Source organism: Pseudomonas sp. G5001, from assembly GCF_013385475.1.
Lineage (GTDB): Bacteria > Pseudomonadota > Gammaproteobacteria > Pseudomonadales > Pseudomonadaceae > Aquipseudomonas.
The window spans coordinates 323971-344278 of sequence record NZ_JACAPZ010000009.1; the positions used below are offsets into that span (position 1 = coordinate 323971).

The 20308-nt window shown below is 60.7% G+C and carries 17 protein-coding genes and 1 pseudogene; 5 read left to right on the forward strand and 13 right to left on the reverse strand.

The genetic code is table 11. The annotated features are described in order from the left end of the window. Positions 1-10: 10 nt before the first annotated feature. From HX805_RS09795 to acs, 13 genes are all read right to left on the reverse strand, one after another. Positions 11-301 (reverse strand): hypothetical protein, encoded by a 291-nt coding sequence (locus tag HX805_RS09795; RefSeq protein WP_003214319.1) that lies wholly within the window; start codon positions 299-301, stop codon positions 11-13. A gap of 23 nt (positions 302-324) precedes the next feature. Next, positions 325-1671, reverse strand: coding sequence for an N-succinylarginine dihydrolase (astB, locus tag HX805_RS09800; protein WP_102369720.1), 1347 nt, complete (start codon positions 1669-1671; stop codon positions 325-327). Between the two features lie 158 nt (positions 1672-1829). Then, positions 1830-3299, reverse strand: a complete 1470-nt coding sequence (gene astD / locus HX805_RS09805) for a succinylglutamate-semialdehyde dehydrogenase (protein WP_168197533.1) — start codon at positions 3297-3299, stop codon at positions 1830-1832. Continuing rightward, positions 3296-4321 carry an arginine N-succinyltransferase gene (astA, locus tag HX805_RS09810; protein ID WP_003214325.1) on the reverse strand — a complete coding sequence of 342 codons (1026 nt, stop codon included), beginning with the start codon at positions 4319-4321 and terminating at the stop codon, positions 3296-3298. The genes astD and astA overlap by 4 nt, the downstream gene beginning before the upstream one ends. Positions 4322-4370: 49 nt before the next feature. Next, positions 4371-5390, reverse strand: a complete 1020-nt coding sequence (aruF, locus tag HX805_RS09815; RefSeq protein WP_003214328.1) for an arginine/ornithine succinyltransferase subunit alpha — start codon at positions 5388-5390, stop codon at positions 4371-4373. 245 nt (positions 5391-5635) lie between these two features. Then, a complete protein-coding gene (locus HX805_RS09820; protein WP_177081060.1) occupies positions 5636-6856 on the reverse strand; it encodes an aspartate aminotransferase family protein in 1221 nt (406 codons plus the stop codon). 309 nt (positions 6857-7165) lie between these two features. Beyond that, entirely contained in the window at positions 7166-8146 is a 981-nt protein-coding gene (locus tag HX805_RS09825) for a GlxA family transcriptional regulator (protein WP_003214334.1), read from the reverse strand. A 247-nt stretch (positions 8147-8393) separates the two neighbouring features. Continuing rightward, entirely contained in the window at positions 8394-9158 is a 765-nt protein-coding gene (locus HX805_RS09830) for an ABC transporter ATP-binding protein (protein WP_003214336.1), read from the reverse strand. Between the two features lie 27 nt (positions 9159-9185). Then, positions 9186-10298 carry a succinylglutamate desuccinylase/aspartoacylase family protein gene (locus HX805_RS09835; protein WP_177081061.1) on the reverse strand — a complete coding sequence of 371 codons (1113 nt, stop codon included), beginning with the start codon at positions 10296-10298 and terminating at the stop codon, positions 9186-9188. A gap of 1 nt (position 10299) precedes the next feature. Further along, positions 10300-10998 (reverse strand): ABC transporter permease, encoded by a 699-nt coding sequence (locus HX805_RS09840; RefSeq protein WP_177116826.1) that lies wholly within the window; start codon positions 10996-10998, stop codon positions 10300-10302. Further along, positions 10995-11684 (reverse strand): ABC transporter permease, encoded by a 690-nt coding sequence (locus tag HX805_RS09845; protein WP_003214341.1) that lies wholly within the window; start codon positions 11682-11684, stop codon positions 10995-10997. The genes HX805_RS09840 and HX805_RS09845 overlap by 4 nt, the downstream gene beginning before the upstream one ends. 91 nt (positions 11685-11775) lie before the next feature. Further along, positions 11776-12561, reverse strand: coding sequence for an ABC transporter substrate-binding protein (locus HX805_RS09850; RefSeq protein WP_003214343.1), 786 nt, complete (start codon positions 12559-12561; stop codon positions 11776-11778). Positions 12562-13245: 684 nt separating this feature from the next. Then, positions 13246-15201 (reverse strand): acetate--CoA ligase, encoded by a 1956-nt coding sequence (acs, locus tag HX805_RS09855; RefSeq protein ID WP_003214346.1) that lies wholly within the window; start codon positions 15199-15201, stop codon positions 13246-13248. A gap of 394 nt (positions 15202-15595) precedes the next feature. On the opposite strand from acs, the gene HX805_RS09860 reads away from it, so the two are divergent. The 5 genes and pseudogenes from HX805_RS09860 to HX805_RS09880 all read left to right on the forward strand — a co-directional run. Continuing rightward, complete coding sequence (locus HX805_RS09860) at positions 15596-15865, forward strand: DUF2790 domain-containing protein (protein ID WP_008435250.1); 270 nt, start codon at positions 15596-15598, stop codon at positions 15863-15865. Positions 15866-15998: 133 nt separating this feature from the next. Beyond that, positions 15999-16862 carry an AraC family transcriptional regulator gene (locus HX805_RS09865; RefSeq protein ID WP_177116827.1) on the forward strand — a complete coding sequence of 288 codons (864 nt, stop codon included), beginning with the start codon at positions 15999-16001 and terminating at the stop codon, positions 16860-16862. Between the two features lie 130 nt (positions 16863-16992). Next, complete coding sequence (locus tag HX805_RS09870; RefSeq protein ID WP_177116828.1) at positions 16993-18249, forward strand: DUF1479 domain-containing protein; 1257 nt, start codon at positions 16993-16995, stop codon at positions 18247-18249. Between the two features lie 37 nt (positions 18250-18286). Further along, a complete protein-coding gene (locus HX805_RS09875) occupies positions 18287-19570 on the forward strand; it encodes an ABC transporter substrate-binding protein (protein ID WP_134327172.1) in 1284 nt (427 codons plus the stop codon). Positions 19571-20040: 470 nt separating this feature from the next. After that, a pseudogene (locus tag HX805_RS09880) lies at positions 20041-20308 on the forward strand (ribonucleotide-diphosphate reductase subunit beta); the annotation flags it as partial.

The window sequence follows — 20308 nt, forward strand, 5'->3', positions numbered from 1 at the left end:
CGCAGCTTCCTTAGTGGTTGCAGCCAGGACCGTGGACGTGATCGTCGTCATCACCTTCAACGTCGGCCGGTTCCATTTCCAGTTGCAGGCTCATCAGGTTGGTGGCCAATGGGCGCATCAGCAGGTTGGCGTATTCCGCGTCGCCTTCTTCCACGTCCACGCCGATCAGCAGTTGGCCACGGCCGTCGTGCTGGATCCAGATCTCCTTGCCCTGCCACACCACGGCGACGCGGGTGCAGGAGGTTTCCAGCTGGGTGCCGTCGGTGTCTTCAAGGATCAGTTTCAGGGTGTCGGTGGTCATAAATAGTTCTCAGCCGTGCGGCGTTAATTGATCTGGAAAGGATAAACCGAGCCCAGTTTAAGGATTTGCGTCAGTTCATCCAGTGCCGTCCGGCACTCAAGCAGCAATTGCGGGTCAGCCAGGTCGGTTTCCCGCAAGCTGTCGCGGTAGTGCTTGTCGACCCATTGGGTCAGCGTGTCGTACAACGGCGCCGTCATGATAACCCCTGGGTTGACCGCCGCCAGTTCGGTTTCATTCAAGGCTACACGCAAGCGCAGGCACGCCGGGCCACCGCCGTTCTGCATGCTTTGCTTGAGATCGAAGACTTTGACTTCGCGGATCAGCCCGCCGGAGGACGTCAGGCCTTGCAGGTACTGCCAGACACGCTCGTTGGCGCGGCATTCTTCCGGCACGATCAGCAGCATCGAACCGTCGGCGCGGGTCAGCAGCTGGCTGTTGAACAGGTAGGAACGCACCGCGTCTTCAACACCCACCTGGGCCCGCGGCACGCAGATCGACTGGAAATTGCCGCCGAGCTTGCCGAGCTTGCCCTGCAATTCACCGAGCATCTGATCGGTATTGAGGAACGCATCCTCGTGATAGAACAGCACCTCGCCATTGCCCACCGCGATCACATCGTTGTGGAACACACCGGCATCGATCACCGCCGGGTTCTGCTGGGCGTAGACCACGCCGTCATCCCGCAGGCCGTGCAGGCGCGCGACCGCCTGGGAAGCTTCAAGGGTCTGGCGTGCCGGGTACTTTTGCGGCGCCGGGTAGCGGGTGTCGAACGCGCTGCGGCCGAACACGAAAAACTCTACGCCCGCCTCGCCATAGTCCCGGCAGAAACGCGTGTGGTTGGCCGCGCCTTCGTCACCGAACTGCGCCACCGCCGGCAGCGCGGCGTGGTGGGCGAAGTGCTTCTGGTCAGCGAACATCGCCCCCAGCACGCGGCTGGTGGTCGGGTGTTCGATGCTGCGGTGGTATTTGCAGTTGAGGTTGGCGGCGGTGAAATGCACGCGGCCGTCAAAGGTGTCGGCGCTCGGGCTGACGGTCGCGGCATTGGCCACCCACATGCTCGACGCCGAGCAACTGGCAACCAGCAGCGGCATGGCTTGCTTGGCGGCCTGCTGGATGACTTGTGCGTCGGTGCCGGCAAAACCGAGGTTGCGCAAGGCGGCCACATCCGGACGTTCCTGGGGCGCCAGCACACCTTGCACAAAGCCCATTTCCATCAGGGCCTTCATCTTCGCCAAGCCTTGCAGCGCAGCTTCCTTCGGGTTGGAGGACTGCTGGCTGTTGCTTTGGGACGCGACGTTGCCGTAGGACAAGCCGCCGTAGTTATGGGTCGGCCCCACTAGACCGTCAAAATTGACTTCACAGGATTTCATCGGCGAGGCTCCACGAACATCTGTATTTTTATAGGCATCAAATTACTTGAACACACCACAAATCAAGTGTGGGAGCGGGCTTGCTCGCGAAAGCGGTGGTTCAGTCGCCTGAAATGTTGAATGACACACCGCCTTCGCGAGCAAGCCCGCTCCCACATTTAGATCAGCGTCACACCCGGGGTTAACGTCGCCGGTAGCACCAGGCTCGGGGTCTCAAGGGAGGCCACCGGGTACGCGCAATAGTCCGCCGCGTAATAGGCGCTGGCGCGATGATTGCCCGAAGCCCCTACCCCGCCAAATGGCGCGCTGCTCGCAGCACCCGTCAGCTGTTTGTTCCAGTTGACGATCCCGGCGCGGCTTTCCAGCCAGAACTGCTGGTAACGCGCCTCGGAATCCGACAGCAACCCGGCCGCCAAGCCGTATTGAGTGTTGTTGGCCTCGGCAATCGCCGCCTCGAAATCAGCGTAGCGGATCACTTGCAGCAGTGGGCCGAACAGCTCTTCGTCAGCGCGTTCCGTAACCTCGGTCACATCGATAATCCCCGGCGTCAGCAACGCAGCCTGGGCCTGGGGTTGAGTCATTTCCAACAGCGCCACGGCGCCATTGGCCAACAGCAATTCCTGGGCATCCATCAACGCCTTGGCAGCACCGAGGGAAATCACCGAGCCCATGAACGGCGCCGGCGTTTGGTCAAATGCGCCGACTTCGATGGTCGAGCTCACCGCCACCAGGCGTGCGAGCAACGCATCGCCCCAGGCGCCTTCCGGCACCAGCAGGCGACGGGCACAGGTGCAACGCTGGCCAGCGGAGATAAACGCCGACTGGATAATGGTGTACACGGCCGCATCCACATCGGCCACTTCGTCCACCACCAGCGGGTTGTTGCCGCCCATTTCCAGCGCGAGGATCTTGTCCGGGCGCCCGGCGAATTGCTGGTGCAGATGGTTGCCGGTGCGGCTGGAGCCGGTGAAGAACAGACCGTCGATGCCCGGATTCGCCGCCAGGGCGATCCCGGTTTCCCGTGCGCCTTGCAGCAGGTTCAACACGCCCGCCGGCAGGCCGGCGTCGATCCAGCATTGCACGGTCAACTCGGCGACTTTCGGGGTCAGTTCGCTCGGTTTGAACAGTACGGTGTTACCCGCCAGCAAGGCCGGTACGATGTGGCCGTTAGGCAGATGACCGGGGAAGTTGTAAGGGCCAAACACCGCCACCACACCGTGGGGCTTGTGGCGCAATACGGCAGTGGCGTCGCCCAACGGGCCGCTCTTTTCGCCGGTACGTTCGCGGTAGCTTTGCACCGAGATCGCGACCTTGTTGACCATGCTGGTGACTTCAGTCGCCGATTCCCACAAAGGCTTGCCGGTTTCCTCACCGATGCAGCGGGCGAGTTCGTCAGCACGACTCTTCAGGTTGGCGGCGAAGGCTTCCAGCACGCTCAGGCGCTCTTCCAACGAACGCTTGGCCCAGGCCGGAAACGCCTGGCGTGCGGCCTGGACGGCGGACTCGACCTGCTCGGCGGTGGCGCCATTACCCGACCACACCACCTGCTGGGTCACCGGGTTCAGCGACTCAAACACTTCACCCTGGCCAGCCAGCCATTCACCTGCGATGTATAGCGAATTCATTATTTCGACTCCCGGGCAGCGGACAACGGTACGGCACGCACTTGATCACCGGCGATCAGTTGCAGGCGCTTGGCGGTCTGTTGATCGACCACCAGGGTGCCCGCAGCCAACCGCGCCGGCGCGGCGGTGATACGGCAATCTTCACGTTTGCGGTTATGGATCAGGAACGGCGTGGCGTCGTCGCCCGGCGTACCAATCGCCAGCACCAGCGCTTCGCTGTCGCGCACGGCGCGGATCTTGGTGGTTTCACACTCCACCGCCGGGCCCGCGTCGAAGATGTCGACGTAGCCCTGGTAGCTGAAACCTTCGCTCTTGAGCATGCTCAGGGCCGGCTCGGTGTCGGTGTGGACCTTGCCGATCACGTTGCGCGCGTCTTCAGACAGGAAGCAGGTGTACAGCGGAAACTTCGGCATCAGCTCGGCGATAAACGCCTTGTTGCCCACGCCGGTGAGGTAGTCGGCCTGGCTGAATTCCATCTTGAAGAAGTGCCGGCCCAGGCTTTCCCAGAACGGCGAGCGCCCGGCTTCGTCGGACATGCCGCGCATCTCGGCGATGATCTTGTTGCCAAACAGCTGCGGGAATTCCGCGATAAACAGCATGCGCGCCTTGGCCAGCATGCGGCCGTTAAGGCCGTTGCGGTAATCGGCGTGCAGGAACAACGAGCACAGCTCGGAGTTGCCGGTCAGGTCGTTGGCCAGAAACAGCGTCGGGATTTCACGGTAGATGTTCAGCTCCTGGGAGGCGCTGACCGTCAGGCCGACCCGGAAGTTGTACCAGGGCTCGCGCAGGCCGACTGCACCGGCGATGGCGGAAATCCCCACCACGCGACCTTCGTCGTTTTCCAGCACGAACAGGTAGTCCGCATCACCGCGCCCGGCTTCGCCGCGAAAGGTCTTTTCAGCCCAGCCGACCCGATGGGTCAGGCGCTCTTCGTTGGCCGGCAAGGTGGTGAGGCCGGTGCCGGTGCTGCGCGCCAGATCAATCAGGGCCGGTAAATCGCTGCTGCGTACGGGACGAACGATCATGCTATCTCCTCAAACGGGCCGCCTTGCAAGCCACCCGCGAAACTCATTCTTAAACCGCTACCAGTCGAACGCTGGCACCTTCGCCGACGCCCAGGGCTTCGGCGGTTTCCAGGTCCAGGGTCACTGGCTTGCCCGGCGCGTAGTCCAGCTCCAGCATCACCGCGCGGTAATCCTGCAACTGGCCGTTGCTCACCAGGTACTGGCGGCCGACACCCTTGACCATCTCACCGATCTTCACCGGCACCACACGGCTCTGGGCGATCGAGCGAATGCCCGAGACGCGCGCATGCAGGGTTGGGCCGCCGTCGAAGATGTCGATGTAATGGTCGGTCTCGAAGCCTTCGCGCATCAGGATGTCGAAGGTGATCTGCGCCCGCGGGTGCACCTGGCCCATGGCTTCCTGGGCTTCGTCGGGCAACAGCGGCACGTAGATCGGATAGTGCGGCATCAGCTCGGCGAGGAAGGTCCGGCTCTTCAACCCGCACAGGCGCTCGGCAGCGGCGTAGTTGAGGTCGAAGAAGTTGCGGCCGATGGCGTCCCAGAACGGCGAATCACCGTTCTCGTCGCTGTAGCCCACAATCTCGGTGACCACCGAATCGGCGAAGCGCTCCGGGTGGCCGGCCACGAACAGCAGGCGGCCACGGGAGTTGAGCTCCGACCACGGCGAACCCACCAGCTCCGGCACCACGTAGAAGCTGGTCAGCAGGCTGTTGCCGGTGAGGTCATGGCACTGCGAGAGCACGTGGATCTTGTTGTGGATCTTCAGCTCGCGGGAAGCGTGCACGAAGGTTTCGTTACGGAAGCTGTAGAACGGTTCCGAGTAGCCGGCCGAGGCAACGATGGCCGAACAGCCCACCAGCTTGCCGGCGTCGGTGTCTTCCAGGACGAAGAAATAGCTTTCTTCACCGTTGAAGCTGACCTCGGCGGCGAAGGACGCTTCGCTCGCAGCGATCTTGTCGCTCAGGCGTTCGACATCATCCGGCAAGGAGGTGACACCAATCGGGCTGTCCGCAGCCAGACGCTGTACCTCGCCCAGATCAGCCATTTGCGCGGGGCGCATCACCAGCATGGTGTCACTCCTTAACTCGAAAAACTCACAGGAAAAAATGCCGGACACGATCTTGAAATCAGTGAGGTCAAGTGTGGGAGCGGGCTTGCTCGCGAAAGCGGTGTGTCATTCAACATTTCAGGTGACTGAGCCACTGCATTCGCGAGCAAGCCCGCTCCCACATTTGATCTTCACAGCTTCAACTAAAGAGTCCGGCATACAAAATTTGTGTTGGGCGCCCGACTCGCCGGGCACCCAACGGTCCATCAGGCTTGCGTCAGCTTTTTCACCGCACGTTCGAAGCGGTCCAGACCTTCCTGGATATCGGCATCTTCCACCACCAGGCTCGGGGCGAAGCGCACCACATCCGGGCCGGCTTGCAGGATCATCAAGCCTTCGCGCTCGGCGGCGTTGAAGATGTCCTTGGCCTTGCCTTTCCAGGCATCGCTCAGCACGCAACCGAGCAACAGGCCCAGGCCACGCACTTCGGTGAAGATGCCGTATTGCTGGCCAATCTTCTCCAGACGGGAAACGAACAAGTCGTGCTTGGCGTTAACGCCGGCCAGCACTTCTGGCGTGTTGATCACGTCGATCACCGCTTCCGCCACCGCGCACGCCAGCGGGTTGCCGCCGTAGGTGGTGCCGTGGGTGCCGACCACCAGGTGCTTGGCCAGGTCTTCGCGAGTCAGCATGGCCGCGATCGGGAAACCGCCGCCCAGGCTCTTGGCGCTGGTGAGGATGTCCGGCACGACGCCGTAATGCTGATAGGCGAACAACTCGCCGCTGCGGCCCATGCCGGTTTGCACTTCGTCGAACACCAGCAGCGCGTTGTTCGCGTCGCACAGGTCGCGGGCACCTTGCAGGTACGACAGTTCTGCCGGCAGCACGCCGCCTTCGCCCTGGATCGGCTCCAGCACCACGGCGCAGGTCTTGTCCGAGACGGCGGCTTTCAGCGCATCCAGATCGTTGTAAGGCACGTGGGTGATGCCGACGATCTTCGGACCGAAGCCGTCGGAGTACTTCGACTGGCCACCCACGTTCACGGTGAACAGGGTACGGCCGTGGAAGCTGTTCAGCGCGGCGATGATTTCGTATTTCTCGGTGCCGAAGCGGTCGAACGCGACACGACGGGCCAACTTGAAGGCGGCCTCGTTGGCTTCGGCGCCGGAGTTGCAGAAGAACACACGCTCGGCAAACGTGGCGTCGATCAGCTTATGGGCCAGGCGCAGGGCCGGCTCATTGGTGAAGACGTTGGACACGTGCCACAGCTTGTTGGCCTGTTCGGTCAGTGCACCGACCAGCGCCGGGTGGGCGTGGCCCAATACGTTGACCGCGATGCCGCCGGCAAAGTCGATCAGCTCTCGGCCCGCCTGGTCCCATACGCGCGAACCTGCGCCACGCACGGGGATGAAAGCGGCAGGTGCGTAGTTGGGAACCATGACCTGGTCGAAATCGGCACGTTGCACCGGGGCTTGCTCAACGGACATCGGAGTCTCCTGAAGAGGAACGCCTGCCTGAAACTGGCGGGCGATGCAGGGATTGTAAGGACAGTTTTCAGCGCGGCCTTGCCGCCAAGCGACAACTTCTTATAGCGCCAACCCGCGATTTTCGCGGGTTTACGCCAATGCGACAAATAGCATCGCAATGGCGCAGTTTAAACCGCCCGGGCCGGTTTTGGGCGGTCGGTGAGGCACAACTATCCAATGCCGTCGCCGATGGCCGTTTTGGTCTGCTGTTGATCTCATCCGCGCACAGGAACAGCGTCATGCCTGGAGATGCCGGCCGAGCACTGATGCCTAGCCCCGCTCGGACGGCACCGACGACAATTCGAACGGGCTGCTGCTGCGGCGCTGGTTGCGGTCTTCACGAGGGGTGGCGCCGAAGAAGTTGCGGTAGGCGCTGGAGAAGTGCGGCCCCGAGGAGAAGCCGCAGGACAGGCCGATCTGGATGATCGACTTGCTGGTTTGCATGAGCATCTGGCGGGCCTTGTTCAGGCGCAGTTCCAGGTAGTACTGGCTGGGGACGCGATTGAGGTATTGCTTGAAGATCCGCTCGAGCTGTCGTCGGGATACGCACACGTGCTGGGCGATTTCGTCGGTGGTCAGCGGTTCTTCGATGTTGGCTTCCATCAGCAACACGGCCTGGGTCAGCTTTGGATGGCTGGAACCCAGGCGGTTCTGCAGCGGGATGCGCTGGCGCTCGCCGCCTTCGCGGATGCGCTCTACCACCAGTTCTTCCGAGACGGCACCGGCCAATTCGGCACCGTGGTCACGGGCCAGCACCGCCAGCAGCAGGTCGAGTACCGACATGCCACCGCAGGCGGTCAGGCGGTCACGGTCCCAGTCGAACAGATGGCTGGTGGCGATCACCTTGGGGAAACGCTCGGCGAAATCGTCCTGCCAGCGCCAGTGCACAGCGGCGCGGTAACCGTCGAGCAGACCGAGCTGGGCCAACGGATACACACCGGCCGACAGGCCGCCGATCACACACCCGGCACGCACCAGTTGCTTGAGGGCGGTGCTGAGCTGGGAGGCGATGACGGTCGGTGGTTCATCCGCCAGCAGGAACAGCTTTTGAAAGCCTTCCAGCTTGCCGGCCCAGGGTTCACCCGGCAGTTGCCAGGCCCCGTCGATTGGCGGTTCGGCCTGCAAAAACGAGAGTTCGTACACCACGTCCGGATGCACCCGCTGAGCAACGCGCAAGGCCTCCTCAGCCAGCGCAAGCGTCAGTGCTTTAGTGCTGGGCCAAATCAGGAAACCAATTCGATGGGCAGTCATGGAGTGCTATCCGAAGCGAGTAACAGTAATGAAGACAAAGGCCAATGCTAGCCCGTAAACCAACACAAATCTCTAAAGCGGGTGAAGATCCAAATGTGGGAGCGGGCTTGCTCGCGAATGCGGTGGATCAGTCACCGGATGTATCAACTGATACACCGCTTTCGCGAGCAAGCCCGCTCCCACAGGGGATTGGGCAACCTCAGGATTGTGAAGCTTGCACTAATTCAGTGCATAAAAGCAGTTCTGTTTACTTCAAGCTGCCGGAAAGAAACTGCTGCAAACGCTCGGACTGTGGGTTGACCAGCACTTCGCGCGGGTTGCCACGTTCTTCAACGATGCCTTTGTGCAGGAATACCAACTGGTTGGAGACTTCACGGGCAAAGCCCATTTCGTGGGTCACCACCACCATGGTCCGGCCTTCCTGGGCCAGGTCCTGCATCACCTTGAGCACTTCGCCCACCAGCTCCGGGTCGAGGGCCGAAGTGGGTTCGTCGAACAGCATCACCTCAGGCTCCATCGCCAGCGCACGGGCAATCGCCACGCGTTGCTGTTCACCGCCGGACATGTGGCCAGGGAACGCATCCTTACGATGGCCCACACCGACTTTAGCCAGGTAGTGCTCGGCCTTTTCCCGGGCGTCTTTTTTCGACATGCCCAGAACGTGCACCGGTGCTTCCATGACGTTTTCCAGCGCGGTCATATGGGACCACAGGTTGAAATGCTGGAACACCATCGACAGTCGCGAACGCATACGTTGCAGCTGTTTCGGGTCTGCAGCCTTCATGGCGCCGTCTTTGTTGGCCACCAGTTTCAGCTCTTCGTTATTGAGCAGAATCTTGCCGGCGTGAGGTTGCTCCAGCAGGTTGATGCAGCGCAAAAAGGTACTTTTGCCCGAGCCACTGGACCCGATGATGCTGATCACATCACCGGCCGCGGCGGCCAGGGAAACACCTTTGAGCACTTCATGACTGCCATAGCGTTTATGCAGGTCTTGGACTTCAAGTTTGTACATGCGGTCGGTTCTCACAAAAACAGTTGGTCAGTCGTTGAGCAAGCGCCCGTGCCGCAGCGCTTCGCGCCCCGCCACCTTGGCCAGCCAGAAACCCGCTTGGGCATAACGTAGCCGTTCAACGGCAAACAGCACCCCAGGCGTGCCCGCGCAAACAATGCTCACGCGGTCGGACAAGGGATCGATCACTTCAAATATCGGGTCGCCGGCTTCGACTACGTCACCGGCTTTACGCAGGTAGCTGATCACGCCGGCGTGGGGCGCGAACAACAACTCGGTGCCTTCGAAGGGCAGGCCTTCGCAGGGCTCGTGCTGCGGCGCGGGCCATTCACCACGGATCAGGCCTTGCTCGGCGAGGAACGCCAGGATGCCTTCAGCGTGGAAAATCGCTTCGTCACGGCCAGTATCGGCCTGGCCACCCAGCTCCAGAGTCGTCGCCAGGCACGCTAGGGGAATCTGCGCCTCGGGGAACGCCCGGGACAGCCGCAGCCACGGCAGCGAGCAGGCTTCGTCAAACGAACTGCCGCCGGAATCTTCCGCCAGCAGGCCGACCTTCACATTCAGGTGCGCCGACAGCGAACGCCACTGCGGCCAGTGTTGCGGCAGCGCGTACATGTGCAACGCGGCTTCGGCGTCGCAATGCAGGTCGAGGACCACGTCGGCGGTGCAGGCATGGCTCAGCAACACCCGCTGCATGCCTTGCAACTGGCTGCTCGGCGCCGGCAACGCATTGAGCGCATCGCTCATGGCCTGGCGGATCAAGCGCACATTGGCGTGAGGATCATCCCCCAGCTTGCCTTTGAGCAACTCGGTAACCGGCTCGCTCAACTCAACGAAGTCGCGGTTGAAATTCTTGCCGCTGCCGATCTCGAAACGGCCCTGGTGACTGCCTTGCAGCAGTTGCCCCAGGCCCATCGGATTGGCGACGGGAACCAGCTCGATCACGCCGTTGAGGGCGCCTTGATGTTCCAGTTCCGTCAGGCGCTTTTTCAGCTCCCAGGCGGCGCGCATGCCGGGCAATTCATCCGCGTGCAGGCTGGCCTGGATATAAGCCTTGCGCTCGCCGCTACCGAAACGAAACACCGTCAGCTGGCGTTCGCAGCCCAGGTGACCCCAGGGCAACAGGTGATCGATACGTTCCATATCAATGCTTCCGTGGAGCCAGGTAGCTCAGCCAGCGGCCTTCGGCCAACTTGAACAGGCGCACCAGGATAAAGGTCAGGCACAGGTAGAACGCACCCGCCGTGATATAGGCTTCGAACGGCAAGTAGTACTGGGCGTTCACCGTGCGCGCGGCACCGGTGATGTCGATCAGGGTGACGATGGAGGCCAGGCTCGTGGTCTGGAGCATCATGATCACTTCGTTGCTGTATTGCGGCAGCGCCCGGCGCAGGGCCGATGGCAGCAGGATCCGGCGGTACAGCTTGTAGCGCGACATGCCCATGGCCTTGGCTGCCTCGATCTCGCCGTGGGGCGTGGCCTTGAGGCTGCCGGCGATGATCTCGGCGGTATAGGCGCTGGTGTTCACGGCAAACGCCAGGCAGGCGCAGAAGGTCGCGCTGGACAGCAGTGGCCACATGAAGCTTTCGCGCACCGCTTCGAACTGGGCCAGGCCGTAGTAGATCAAGAACAGCTGCACCAGCATCGGCGTGCCGCGAATCACATAGGTGTAGAGCCAGGCAACACCGTTGACGATCGGCTGCTTGGACACGCGCATCAGGCCCAGGGGCAAGGCCGCGAGCAAACCGAAGAACAGCGAAATGGCCAGCAGTTTCAGGGTGATCAGCAAGCCGCCGAGGTACAGCGGCATGGCCTCCCAGATGACGTTGTAGTCGAAGATCATAGATCAGCCGCCTTTACGCCTACCGAGTAGCGCTTCTCAAGATGACGCAGGGCCAGCAACGACACGCTGGTGATCACCAGGTACATCGCCGCCACTGCGAGGAAGAAGGTAAAAGGTTCGCGGGTGGCGTCTGCCGCCTGCTTGGCCTTGAACATCATGTCTTGCAGGCCCACCACCGAAATCAATGCGGTGGCCTTGGTCAGTACCAGCCAGTTGTTGGTAAACCCGGGGATCGCCAGCCGAATCATCTGCGGCACCATCACCCGGAAAAACACCTGGAACGGGCTCATGCCATACGCCAGGCCGGCTTCGGCCTGGCCCTTGGGAATGGCCATGAAGGCGCCACGGAAGGTTTCCGAAAGGTAGGCGCCAAAGATGAAACCCAGGGTGCCGATACCGGCGGCCAAGGGGTTCAAGTCAATGTAGTCGTTGTAGCCGAGCAACGGCGCAACACGATTAAGCAGGTCCTGACCACCGTAGAAAATCAGCAGGATCAGCACCAGGTCGGGGATCCCGCGGATCACCGTGGAGTACAGGTCGCCCAGCCAGGCCAACCAGCGCACCGGCGAGAGGCGCAACGCGACCCCGATCAGACCCAGAACAATGGCCAGGGCCATGGACGACAAGGCGAGCTGAAGCGTCAACCAAGCGCCATCGAGGATGACAGCCCCGTAGCCTTTCAACATGATTCAGGTCCTCGAAAAGGGGGATGAAAAAATGGCGCAAACTTCAGAGATCCTGGTGCTTGCGCCATTCTGGACAGACAGCTGCGACGGTTTACTTGGCTTCTGGGCCGTAAATGTCGAAGTTGAAGTACTTGTCCTGGATTGCCTTGTACTTGCCGTTGGCACGGATCGCAGCGATTGCAGCGTTGATGCGGTCCAGGTTTTCCTTGTCGCCTTTACGTACCGCGATGCCGATACCGTCGCCGAAGTACTTGGCGTCGGTGAAGGCCGGGCCGGTGAACGCGTAGCCTTTACCGGCTGGCGTGTCGAGGAAGCCTTCCTGCAACAGGGTGGCGTCGGCCACGGTGCCATCAAGGCGACCGGCTTCTACGTCCAGGTAGATTTCGTTCTGCGAGCTGTAAGGAACAATGGTGGCGCCTTTGGGAGCCAGCACTTCCTTGGCGAAACGGTCGTGGATCGAACCGCGCTGCACGCCGATTTTCTTGCCTTTCAATTCATCCAGGCTGTCGCTGACGGCAGTGCCTTCCTTCAATACCAGGCGAGCTGGGGTCAGGTAGTAGCGGTTGGTGAAGTCCACGGACTTCTTGCGATCGTCGGTGATGGACATCGAGGACAGGATGGCGTCGATCTTGCGCACTTTCAGCGCCGGGATCAGGCCGTCGAATTCCTGCTCGACCCAGGTGCACTTGACCTGCATCTGCTCACACAGGGCGTTGCCGATGTCGTAGTCAAAACCGACGATGCTGCCGTCCGGTGCCTTGGAGGCAAACGGAGGGTAAGCCGCTTCAATACCAATCTTCAGTGGCTTGCCTTCGGCGAAAGCCTGCATGGACAGCACGGACAGCGCCAGGGCGCCCAACAGCACGAGTTTCTTCATCTTGGGACTCCATCGGTATAGGGCAAAACAGCAGTATGAGCCAGGGCCCACGATGCGAATGAGTGAAACCGAATAGCGGTGCTGCGTCCTGCGCCAGTTCAGCATCGGCGACGACGAGCGAGTGATCGGCATTCTAACGACAGGCCGGAAGCCGATATTTCCTCAATGCGACAACAATTTACAGAAGCACCGAGAAAGCGGTTCCAGCACATTGACAGCCTCTTGATTTTATGCAGAGGCAAAAGATATTAAACCTGTTAACGCTGCAAGTTGCGGGCCTATTATTCGCAAACCCTTCTAGCACGGCAAGTGTAGCGTTGGATCTAATTTTTCAGGGCGTCTAAGACGCGGGTTTTCGGGGCAACGGCGTAGCACTTTGCCTCATGTTTGGGCGTGGGGTTACACATTTGCTAGGTTCGGTAACATTCAGAAACTTCCTACAACACAATCCGATATTTATTGGCCTTGTGTAAGTCGCGCCACTGAATGACCAATCTTGGAATGCAATCAAAATGTGGGAGCGGGCTTGCTCGCGAAGGCGGTGTGTCAGTGGGTGATGTGCTGGCTGACACGCCGCCTTCGCGAGCAAGCCCGCTCCCACAGGGGTTATAGGTCGCCTGTCCGATCGCACAAAAAAGCCCCACCCGGCCTACGCCGAATGGGGCTTCGTCCCACAAACCCGCCTTACGCGACGTTCATGGTCTTGTGCGTCTCGATCAAATGCGCCACCACACTCGGATCCGCCAGGGTGGAGATATCCCCCAACCCGTCGTATTCAGCGGTGGCAATCTTGCGCAGGATCCGGCGCATGATTTTCCCCGAACGGGTCTTCGGCAAGCCCGGCGCCCACTGGATCACATCCGGTGAAGCAATCGGCCCGATCTCTTTACGCACCCAGTTTTTCAACTCCAGGCGCAACGCTTCATTCGGCTCTTCGCCGTTTTTCAGCGTGACATACACATAGATGCCCTGGCCCTTGATGTCATGAGGCACCCCCACCACCGCCGCTTCCGCGACTTTCGGGTGGGCAACCATGGCGCTTTCAATCTCGGCGGTGCCCATGCGATGGCCGGACACGTTCAGCACGTCATCCACCCGCCCGGTGATCCAATAGTAGCCATCCTCGTCACGACGCGCACCGTCACCGGTGAAGTACATGCCACGGAAGGTCTTGAAGTAGGTGTCCACAAACCGGTCATGGTCGCCATACAGCGTACGTGCCTGGCCCGGCCACGAATCCAGGATCACCAGGTTACCCTCGGCCACGCCTTCAATCAGGTTGCCGAGGTTGTCCACCAGCGCCGGTACCACGCCAAAGAACGGACGTGCCGCCGAACCCGGCTTGAGCGCATGGGCGCCCGGCAGCGGGCTCATCATGTTGCCGCCGGTCTCGGTCTGCCACCAAGTGTCCACGATCGGGCAACGGGATTGGCCGACGTTCTTGTAGTACCAGTCCCACGCTTCCGGGTTAATCGGCTCACCCACCGAACCCAGCAGGCGCAAGCTGCTGCCATCGGCGCCTTCGCAGGCGGCGGTGCCGGAAGCCATCATGGCGCGGATCGCGGTCGGTGCGGTGTAGAGGATGTTCACTTTGTGCTTGTCGACGATCTTCGCCACCCGGGTGATGTCCGGATAGTTCGGCACGCCTTCGAACATCAGCGTGGTCGCGCCGTTGGCCAGTGGGCCATAGACGATATAGGTGTGGCCGGTGACCCAGCCGACGTCGGCGGTGCACCAGTAGATTTCGCCCGGGCGGTAGTCAAACACGCGCTCGTGGGTCAGGGCTGCGTACAACAGGTAGCCGCCGGTGGTGTGCTGCACGCCCTTCGGCTTGCCGGTGGAGCCAGAGGTGTAAAGGATGAACAGCGCTTCTTCGGCGCCCATCTCTTTCGGCGCACACACGGTGCCCGCCACTTTCATCAGGTCTTCGTACCAGATGTCGCGATGCTGGTTCCACTTGATGTTGCCACCGGTGCGCTTGCACACGATGACTTTCTGGATGCTGCTGGTTTCCGGGTTGGTCAGGGCGTCGTCGACGTTGGCCTTCAGGGAAATTTTCTTGCCAGCACGAATGCCTTCGTCGGCGGTGATCACCACCTTGGATTTGCAGTCGATGATCCGACCGGCCAGGGCCTCTGGCGAGAACCCGCCAAACACCACCGAGTGAATCGCACCGATCCGGGCACAGGCCAGCATGGCGACCGCGGCTTCGGGAATCATCGGCATATAGATAGTCACCACGTCGCCGCGGTGCACATCCTGGCCGCGCAGGGCGTTGGCGAACTTGCAGACTTCTTCATGCAGCTCGCGGTAGGTGATGGTGCGGCTTTCGGCAGGGTCGTCGCCCTCCCAGATGATTGCTGGCTGGTCGCCACGCTCGGCGAGGTGGCGGTCCAGGCAGTTGTAGGAAACGTTGAGGGTGCCGTCGGCAAACCATTTGATGTCGACATGGTGATCGTCGAAGGAGGTCTGCTTCACCGTGGTGAAAGGCTTGATCCAGTCAAGGCGCTTGGCTTGCTCGCGCCAGAAACCGTCGGGGTTGACCACCGACTGCTGGTACATGGCCTTGTAGGTCGCCTCATCGGTCAGCGTATTGGCTGCTACTTCGGGGCGAACGGGGTACAGAGAAGCCGCACTCATCTTTCTTACCTCGGTGACATAGTTGTTGTTGTATGGCCCTGTTGTAGCCGGGCCGGACCTATAGAACCATTCGACGATGGTAGTAACAAGCCCCTACAAATTGCCCACCTATCCCCTGGCAGCGCTCTGGCCCGCGGCCCGTGGCGCTTTGCAGGTTTCTGAAAAAACCTTCATTTCGCGATTGTTACAAAAACCACCAATAGTGTTTATCAAAAGCACGGGTATATGAATATAACTCGGACGCCTAAAATCAACCTCGCCATCAAGGCACTGTGATTAACAACGTAACAGCCCCCACGAAGGCAACGTTAATCCGAACTTCCCAATCAAGTTACACACGTGGCCTCACAAGGGCCCCGTGACCCCTTTCGACCGCCAAAAGGTAAATAGTCAAATGAAAGCGTTATTAGTTATGGCCCTTAGCAGCTTGTGCGCCACCGCCGCCCTGGCCGACGAAGCCCCGACTGACGTAGCCAGCCAGAGCACCCCGATTGTTGAGGATTACACTTACAGCACCCATCTGGACGTCGCCAAAGTAGTGTCCATGAGTGAAGTCCCGGATGTATGCAAAGTTGTACCGGTAAAAATGGAATATGAAGACTCACAAGGTCAGCGTCATATTCTTCAATATCAGGTCATGGGTAACGGTTGCTCTAACGGATAATAACTTCGTTAGTTTGAACTGAACCTGATCTTATTCGCCGCAAGAAATCGTTCTTGCGGCAAAGAGCGCCCCCCCTCGAATCGAATGCTACGATTGTGGCGCCGCCACCCCACCTGCAAGGCAGGATGCATTCATGCGAGCCAGTTTCGAAAAAATCCCAACCGAGGCGAACACCTCCTGGACCCTGCTGAACAGGCGTCTACCGGAGGCGATTCCGTTTGAATGGCACCACCATCCCGAATATGAGCTGACCCTGACCCTCAACAGTCGCGGGCACCGCTATATCAGCAATGATGTGGCGCTCTACGATGATGGCGACCTGGTGCTGGTGGGCCCGAACGTTCCCCATAGCTGGTCTTCAGCCGAGCTGATCGACCCCGCCAAACCGCACATTGCCCTGGTCATCTGGTTTTCCGAGGCCTGGGCGGAGTCGCTGGTACAACTGTTTCCGGAGATGGGGTCGACGCGCGCGCTATTGGCTGCTGCGCGACAGGCGTTGAGTTTCAGTGATGCTACGTCCCGGGCGCTGCGCCCGGTGATCGAAGCCATGGTCGAGCAAGACGCTTCCCAGCGACTGATCTCGTTGCTCACCGTGCTCAACACATTGTCCCGGGATATCGCCGCGCAGCGCATCGCGACGGAAAACGCCGCCCCTCACATCGTTGAAGACGCGCGCATCCGCCGCGTCCTGGACTACCTGCACGGCCACTATGCGCAACCTGTCGGCATTCCCGAGCTGGCGCAAATGGCCTGCGTCAGCGTTTCAGCCTTCCATCGCATGTTCCGCAAACACACACGCTGCACGGCGCTGGACTACATCGTCCGGCTACGCATCGGACATGCCTGCGCCTTATTGATGCAGGGCAAACTGGCGGTCAGCGCGATTTCCGAACAGGTCGGCTATGCCTCCCAGGCGTTGTTCAATCGGCAGTTCAAGGCGCACAAGGGCATGACGCCGTCACAGTTTCGGCTTCAACACGGGCATCACTTTCAATAAGCCGATTCTTCTATACGCCTTACAACAAACGCCACAATCGTACTGCTCAACGCGCCAAATCAGGCTGCCGCCCAGGCGGGCCGGGGTGATTCCATACCTGTATGCACACAACAACAAGACAGGTCACCCCATGAGCAACTACCACGCCTTCGAATGCGCCGAGCTGCCGGACGACTACAAGCGCAGCATCGTCGCGATGAAAAAGGCCCTGCGCGCGCAGATCGGCGATGTGCCTACGCTGTTCGCCGAGGTCAGCGAGTTCATCAGTACTGAAATCGCCTCGATCAAGGCACAGCAGTCCGCCTGGCCCGAGCTTGACTTTGAAACCATCGCCAACGGCCAGGTCACCGAAGCACAACGGGCAATCATCAAGCGCAGGGGCTGCCTGGTGATCCGCAACCACTTCCCCAGGGAACAGGTGCTGGCGTGGGACAAGAGCCTGCTGGACTACCTCGACCACAACCTTTTCGACGAGGTGTATCGCGGCCCGGCTGACAACTTCTTCGGCAACCTCGAAGCCTCACGCCCGGAGATATTCCCCATCTATTGGTCCGACGCCCAGATGCAAGTGCGCCAACACGAACGCATGGGCGCTGCACAGTCGTTCCTGAATCGCCTGTGGACCATCAATTCCCAAGGCCGGCAATGGTTCGACCCAGACATCAATGCGTTGTACCCCGACCGCGTCCGCCGCCGCCCACCCGGCACCACCTCCAAAGGGCTTGGCCCGCACACCGACTCGGGCGCCCTGGAACGCTGGCTGCACCCCGCCTACCTAAAGGTGTTCGACAAGATCTACCGCAACGACTTCAAGTCCTACGACCCCTGGGACGCCGCCCATCGTACCGAAGTCGATGAATACGCCTACAAGGACACAGTGAAATGTTCGGCCTTCCGCACCTTCCAGGGCTGGACCGCACTGTGCGACATGCAGGCCGACCAGGGCGTGCTGCATACCTTGCCGATCCCCAAAGCCATGGCATACATGCTGCTGCGCCCGTTGCTGGACGATGTCCCCGAGGATGAGCTGTGCGGCGTCGCGCCGGGCAAGGTGCTGCCAGTTTCAGAGAAATGGCACCCGCTGCTGGTCCAGGGCATGACCCCGATTCCGGACGTACAGGCCGGCGATTCGGTGTGGTGGCACTGCGACGTGATCCACAGCGTCGCCCCCGTCGAAAACCAACAGGGCTGGGGCAACGTGATGTACGTGCCCGCCGCGCCCATGTGCCCGAAAAACCTGCGGTACGCCAAGGATGTGCTCAGGGCGTTCGAGCAAGGGGTTTCGCCGGATGACTTTGCCCGGGAGGACTACGAGAAAGAGTGGAAAGACCGCTTCATGACGCCGCAACTGAACACCCTCGGCCGCAAAGGGCTGGGGCTGGAATAAGCACCGCTCCCCAAAACAACAAAAAGGGTTATCCCACATGAAAATCCCCCATCGCCTTGCCGTTGCCATCTCCCTCGCCAGCCTTTGCACGTTCGCCGCTCACGCAGCCGACAGCAAAGGCACTGTTGAAGTCGTCCACTACTGGACCTCGGGCGGGGAAGCCAAGTCTGTGCAGGTGCTGCAACAACTGATCGAGAAAGACGGCTTCACCTGGCAAAACAGTGCCGTGGCCGGCGGCGGTGGCGCTGCTGCCATGACCGTCCTCAAGAGCCGCGCCGTCTCCGGCAACCCGCCCTCTGCCGCGCAGATCAAAGCTCCGGACATTCAGGAGTGGGGCAAGCTGGGCCTGCTGACCAGCGTCGACGACGTCGCCAAGGCCAATCACTGGGACAGCCTGCTGCCCGAAAGCATTGCGCAACTGATGAAATTCGACGGCCACTACGTCGCCGTACCGCTCAACATCCACCGCATCAACTGGTTATGGATCAACCCCGAGGTGCTCAAGAAAGCCGGCGTGTCCAAAGCCCCGGCCACCCTGGAAGAACTCTACGCCGCCGGCGACAAACTCAAGGCCGCCGGCTATATCGCCATCGCCCACGGCGGCCAACCCTGGCAGGACACCACCGTATTTGAAGGCCTGGTGCTCAGCATCCTGGGCGCCGATGGCTTCCAGAAAGCCTTTATCGACAACGACGAAGCCACCTTCACCGGCCCCAAAATGACCGAAGTCTTTGTCGCGCTGCGCAAGTTGAAGACCTACATGGACCCCAATGGCGCAGGTCAGGACTGGAACATGGAAACCGCCAAAGTCATCAATGGCCAGGCCGGCATGCAAATCATGGGGGACTGGGCCAAGAGTGAGTGGACCGCGGCGGGTAAAAAAGCCGGGGCCGATTATGAATGCGTGCCCTTCCCCGGCTCACAAGGCATTTATAGCTACACCATCGACTCACTGGCCATGTTCAAACCGTCCAGTAAAAATGATACGCCGAGCAACAACGCGGCTCGCGACGACCTGGCCAAGATCGCCCTGGAGCCGCAATTCCAGAGCGTGTTCAACCAGAACAAAGGCTCCATCCCGGTGATCAAGGGCCTGGACATGAGCCAGTTCGACAGCTGTGCCCAGGCTTCCGCCAAGGACTTCGCCGAAGCCGAGAACGCCGGCACGCTGGAGCCGAGCATGGCCTTCAACATGTCCACGTCCCAGGCGGTGCAAGGGGCGGTGTTTGATGTGGTCAGCAACTTCATGAGCAATAAAGACGCGGACCCCGCCAAGGCTGGCAAGCAGATGTTTGCCAGCATCAAAGCCGCAGCCCAGTAACCCCCCGCGACCCGTTCTTGCGCCAAACGGCGCAAGAACTTCCAGACCGAATCTGCCCCAGTTCGGCGCGCTGAAACAAACGCCTACCGCCCGTCAAAAAAATCCAAGCCAGGCAAAGCCTTGTAAACCCGGACCTTGGCTGCAAACACCACCATTTTGGCCGCTCACCGAGACCATCCGCCGCAACACAAAGTCGAATTTTTCCCTATAATGCGCGGGTAAATCGGGCCTGCAATATCCCTTTACACTGGGACGAAGAGCCAGACCTGAGGCCCCCGCTGGAGCTCGCAAGCACTGCTCCGCCCCTCAAGCCTCAAGCAGAACACCCGTAACCCTGATTCCGTTTAATGCGTGCGCTAGCTGCAACAAACGATTCCTTAAGATCCACCGCGGCCTTTGGGCCGTGTGAACACCCCACCATCCGGTTTCACACGGGCACCTTAGAGCCCTCACGCAGGAGACGACACGTCATGCTGAGCTGGGACGAATTCGACAAAGAAGAAGACGGCGAAGTAGTTGCCAAAGGCGCCAACGCCGGCCACGCCACCGAAGCCAACATGGACCGCCTCGACGGTGCCGGCGCTGCTGCCGCCATCGAAGCCCGCGCCGTCACCGCCAATGACTCCGCCGCGATCATCCGGGCCAAGGCCGCCCTCGACAAACTCGACGTCGCCGAAGGCCTAGCCGAACTCGAAGGCTCCGCCGCCCGCGTCGCCGTTGACGAAAAGCGCATGATCA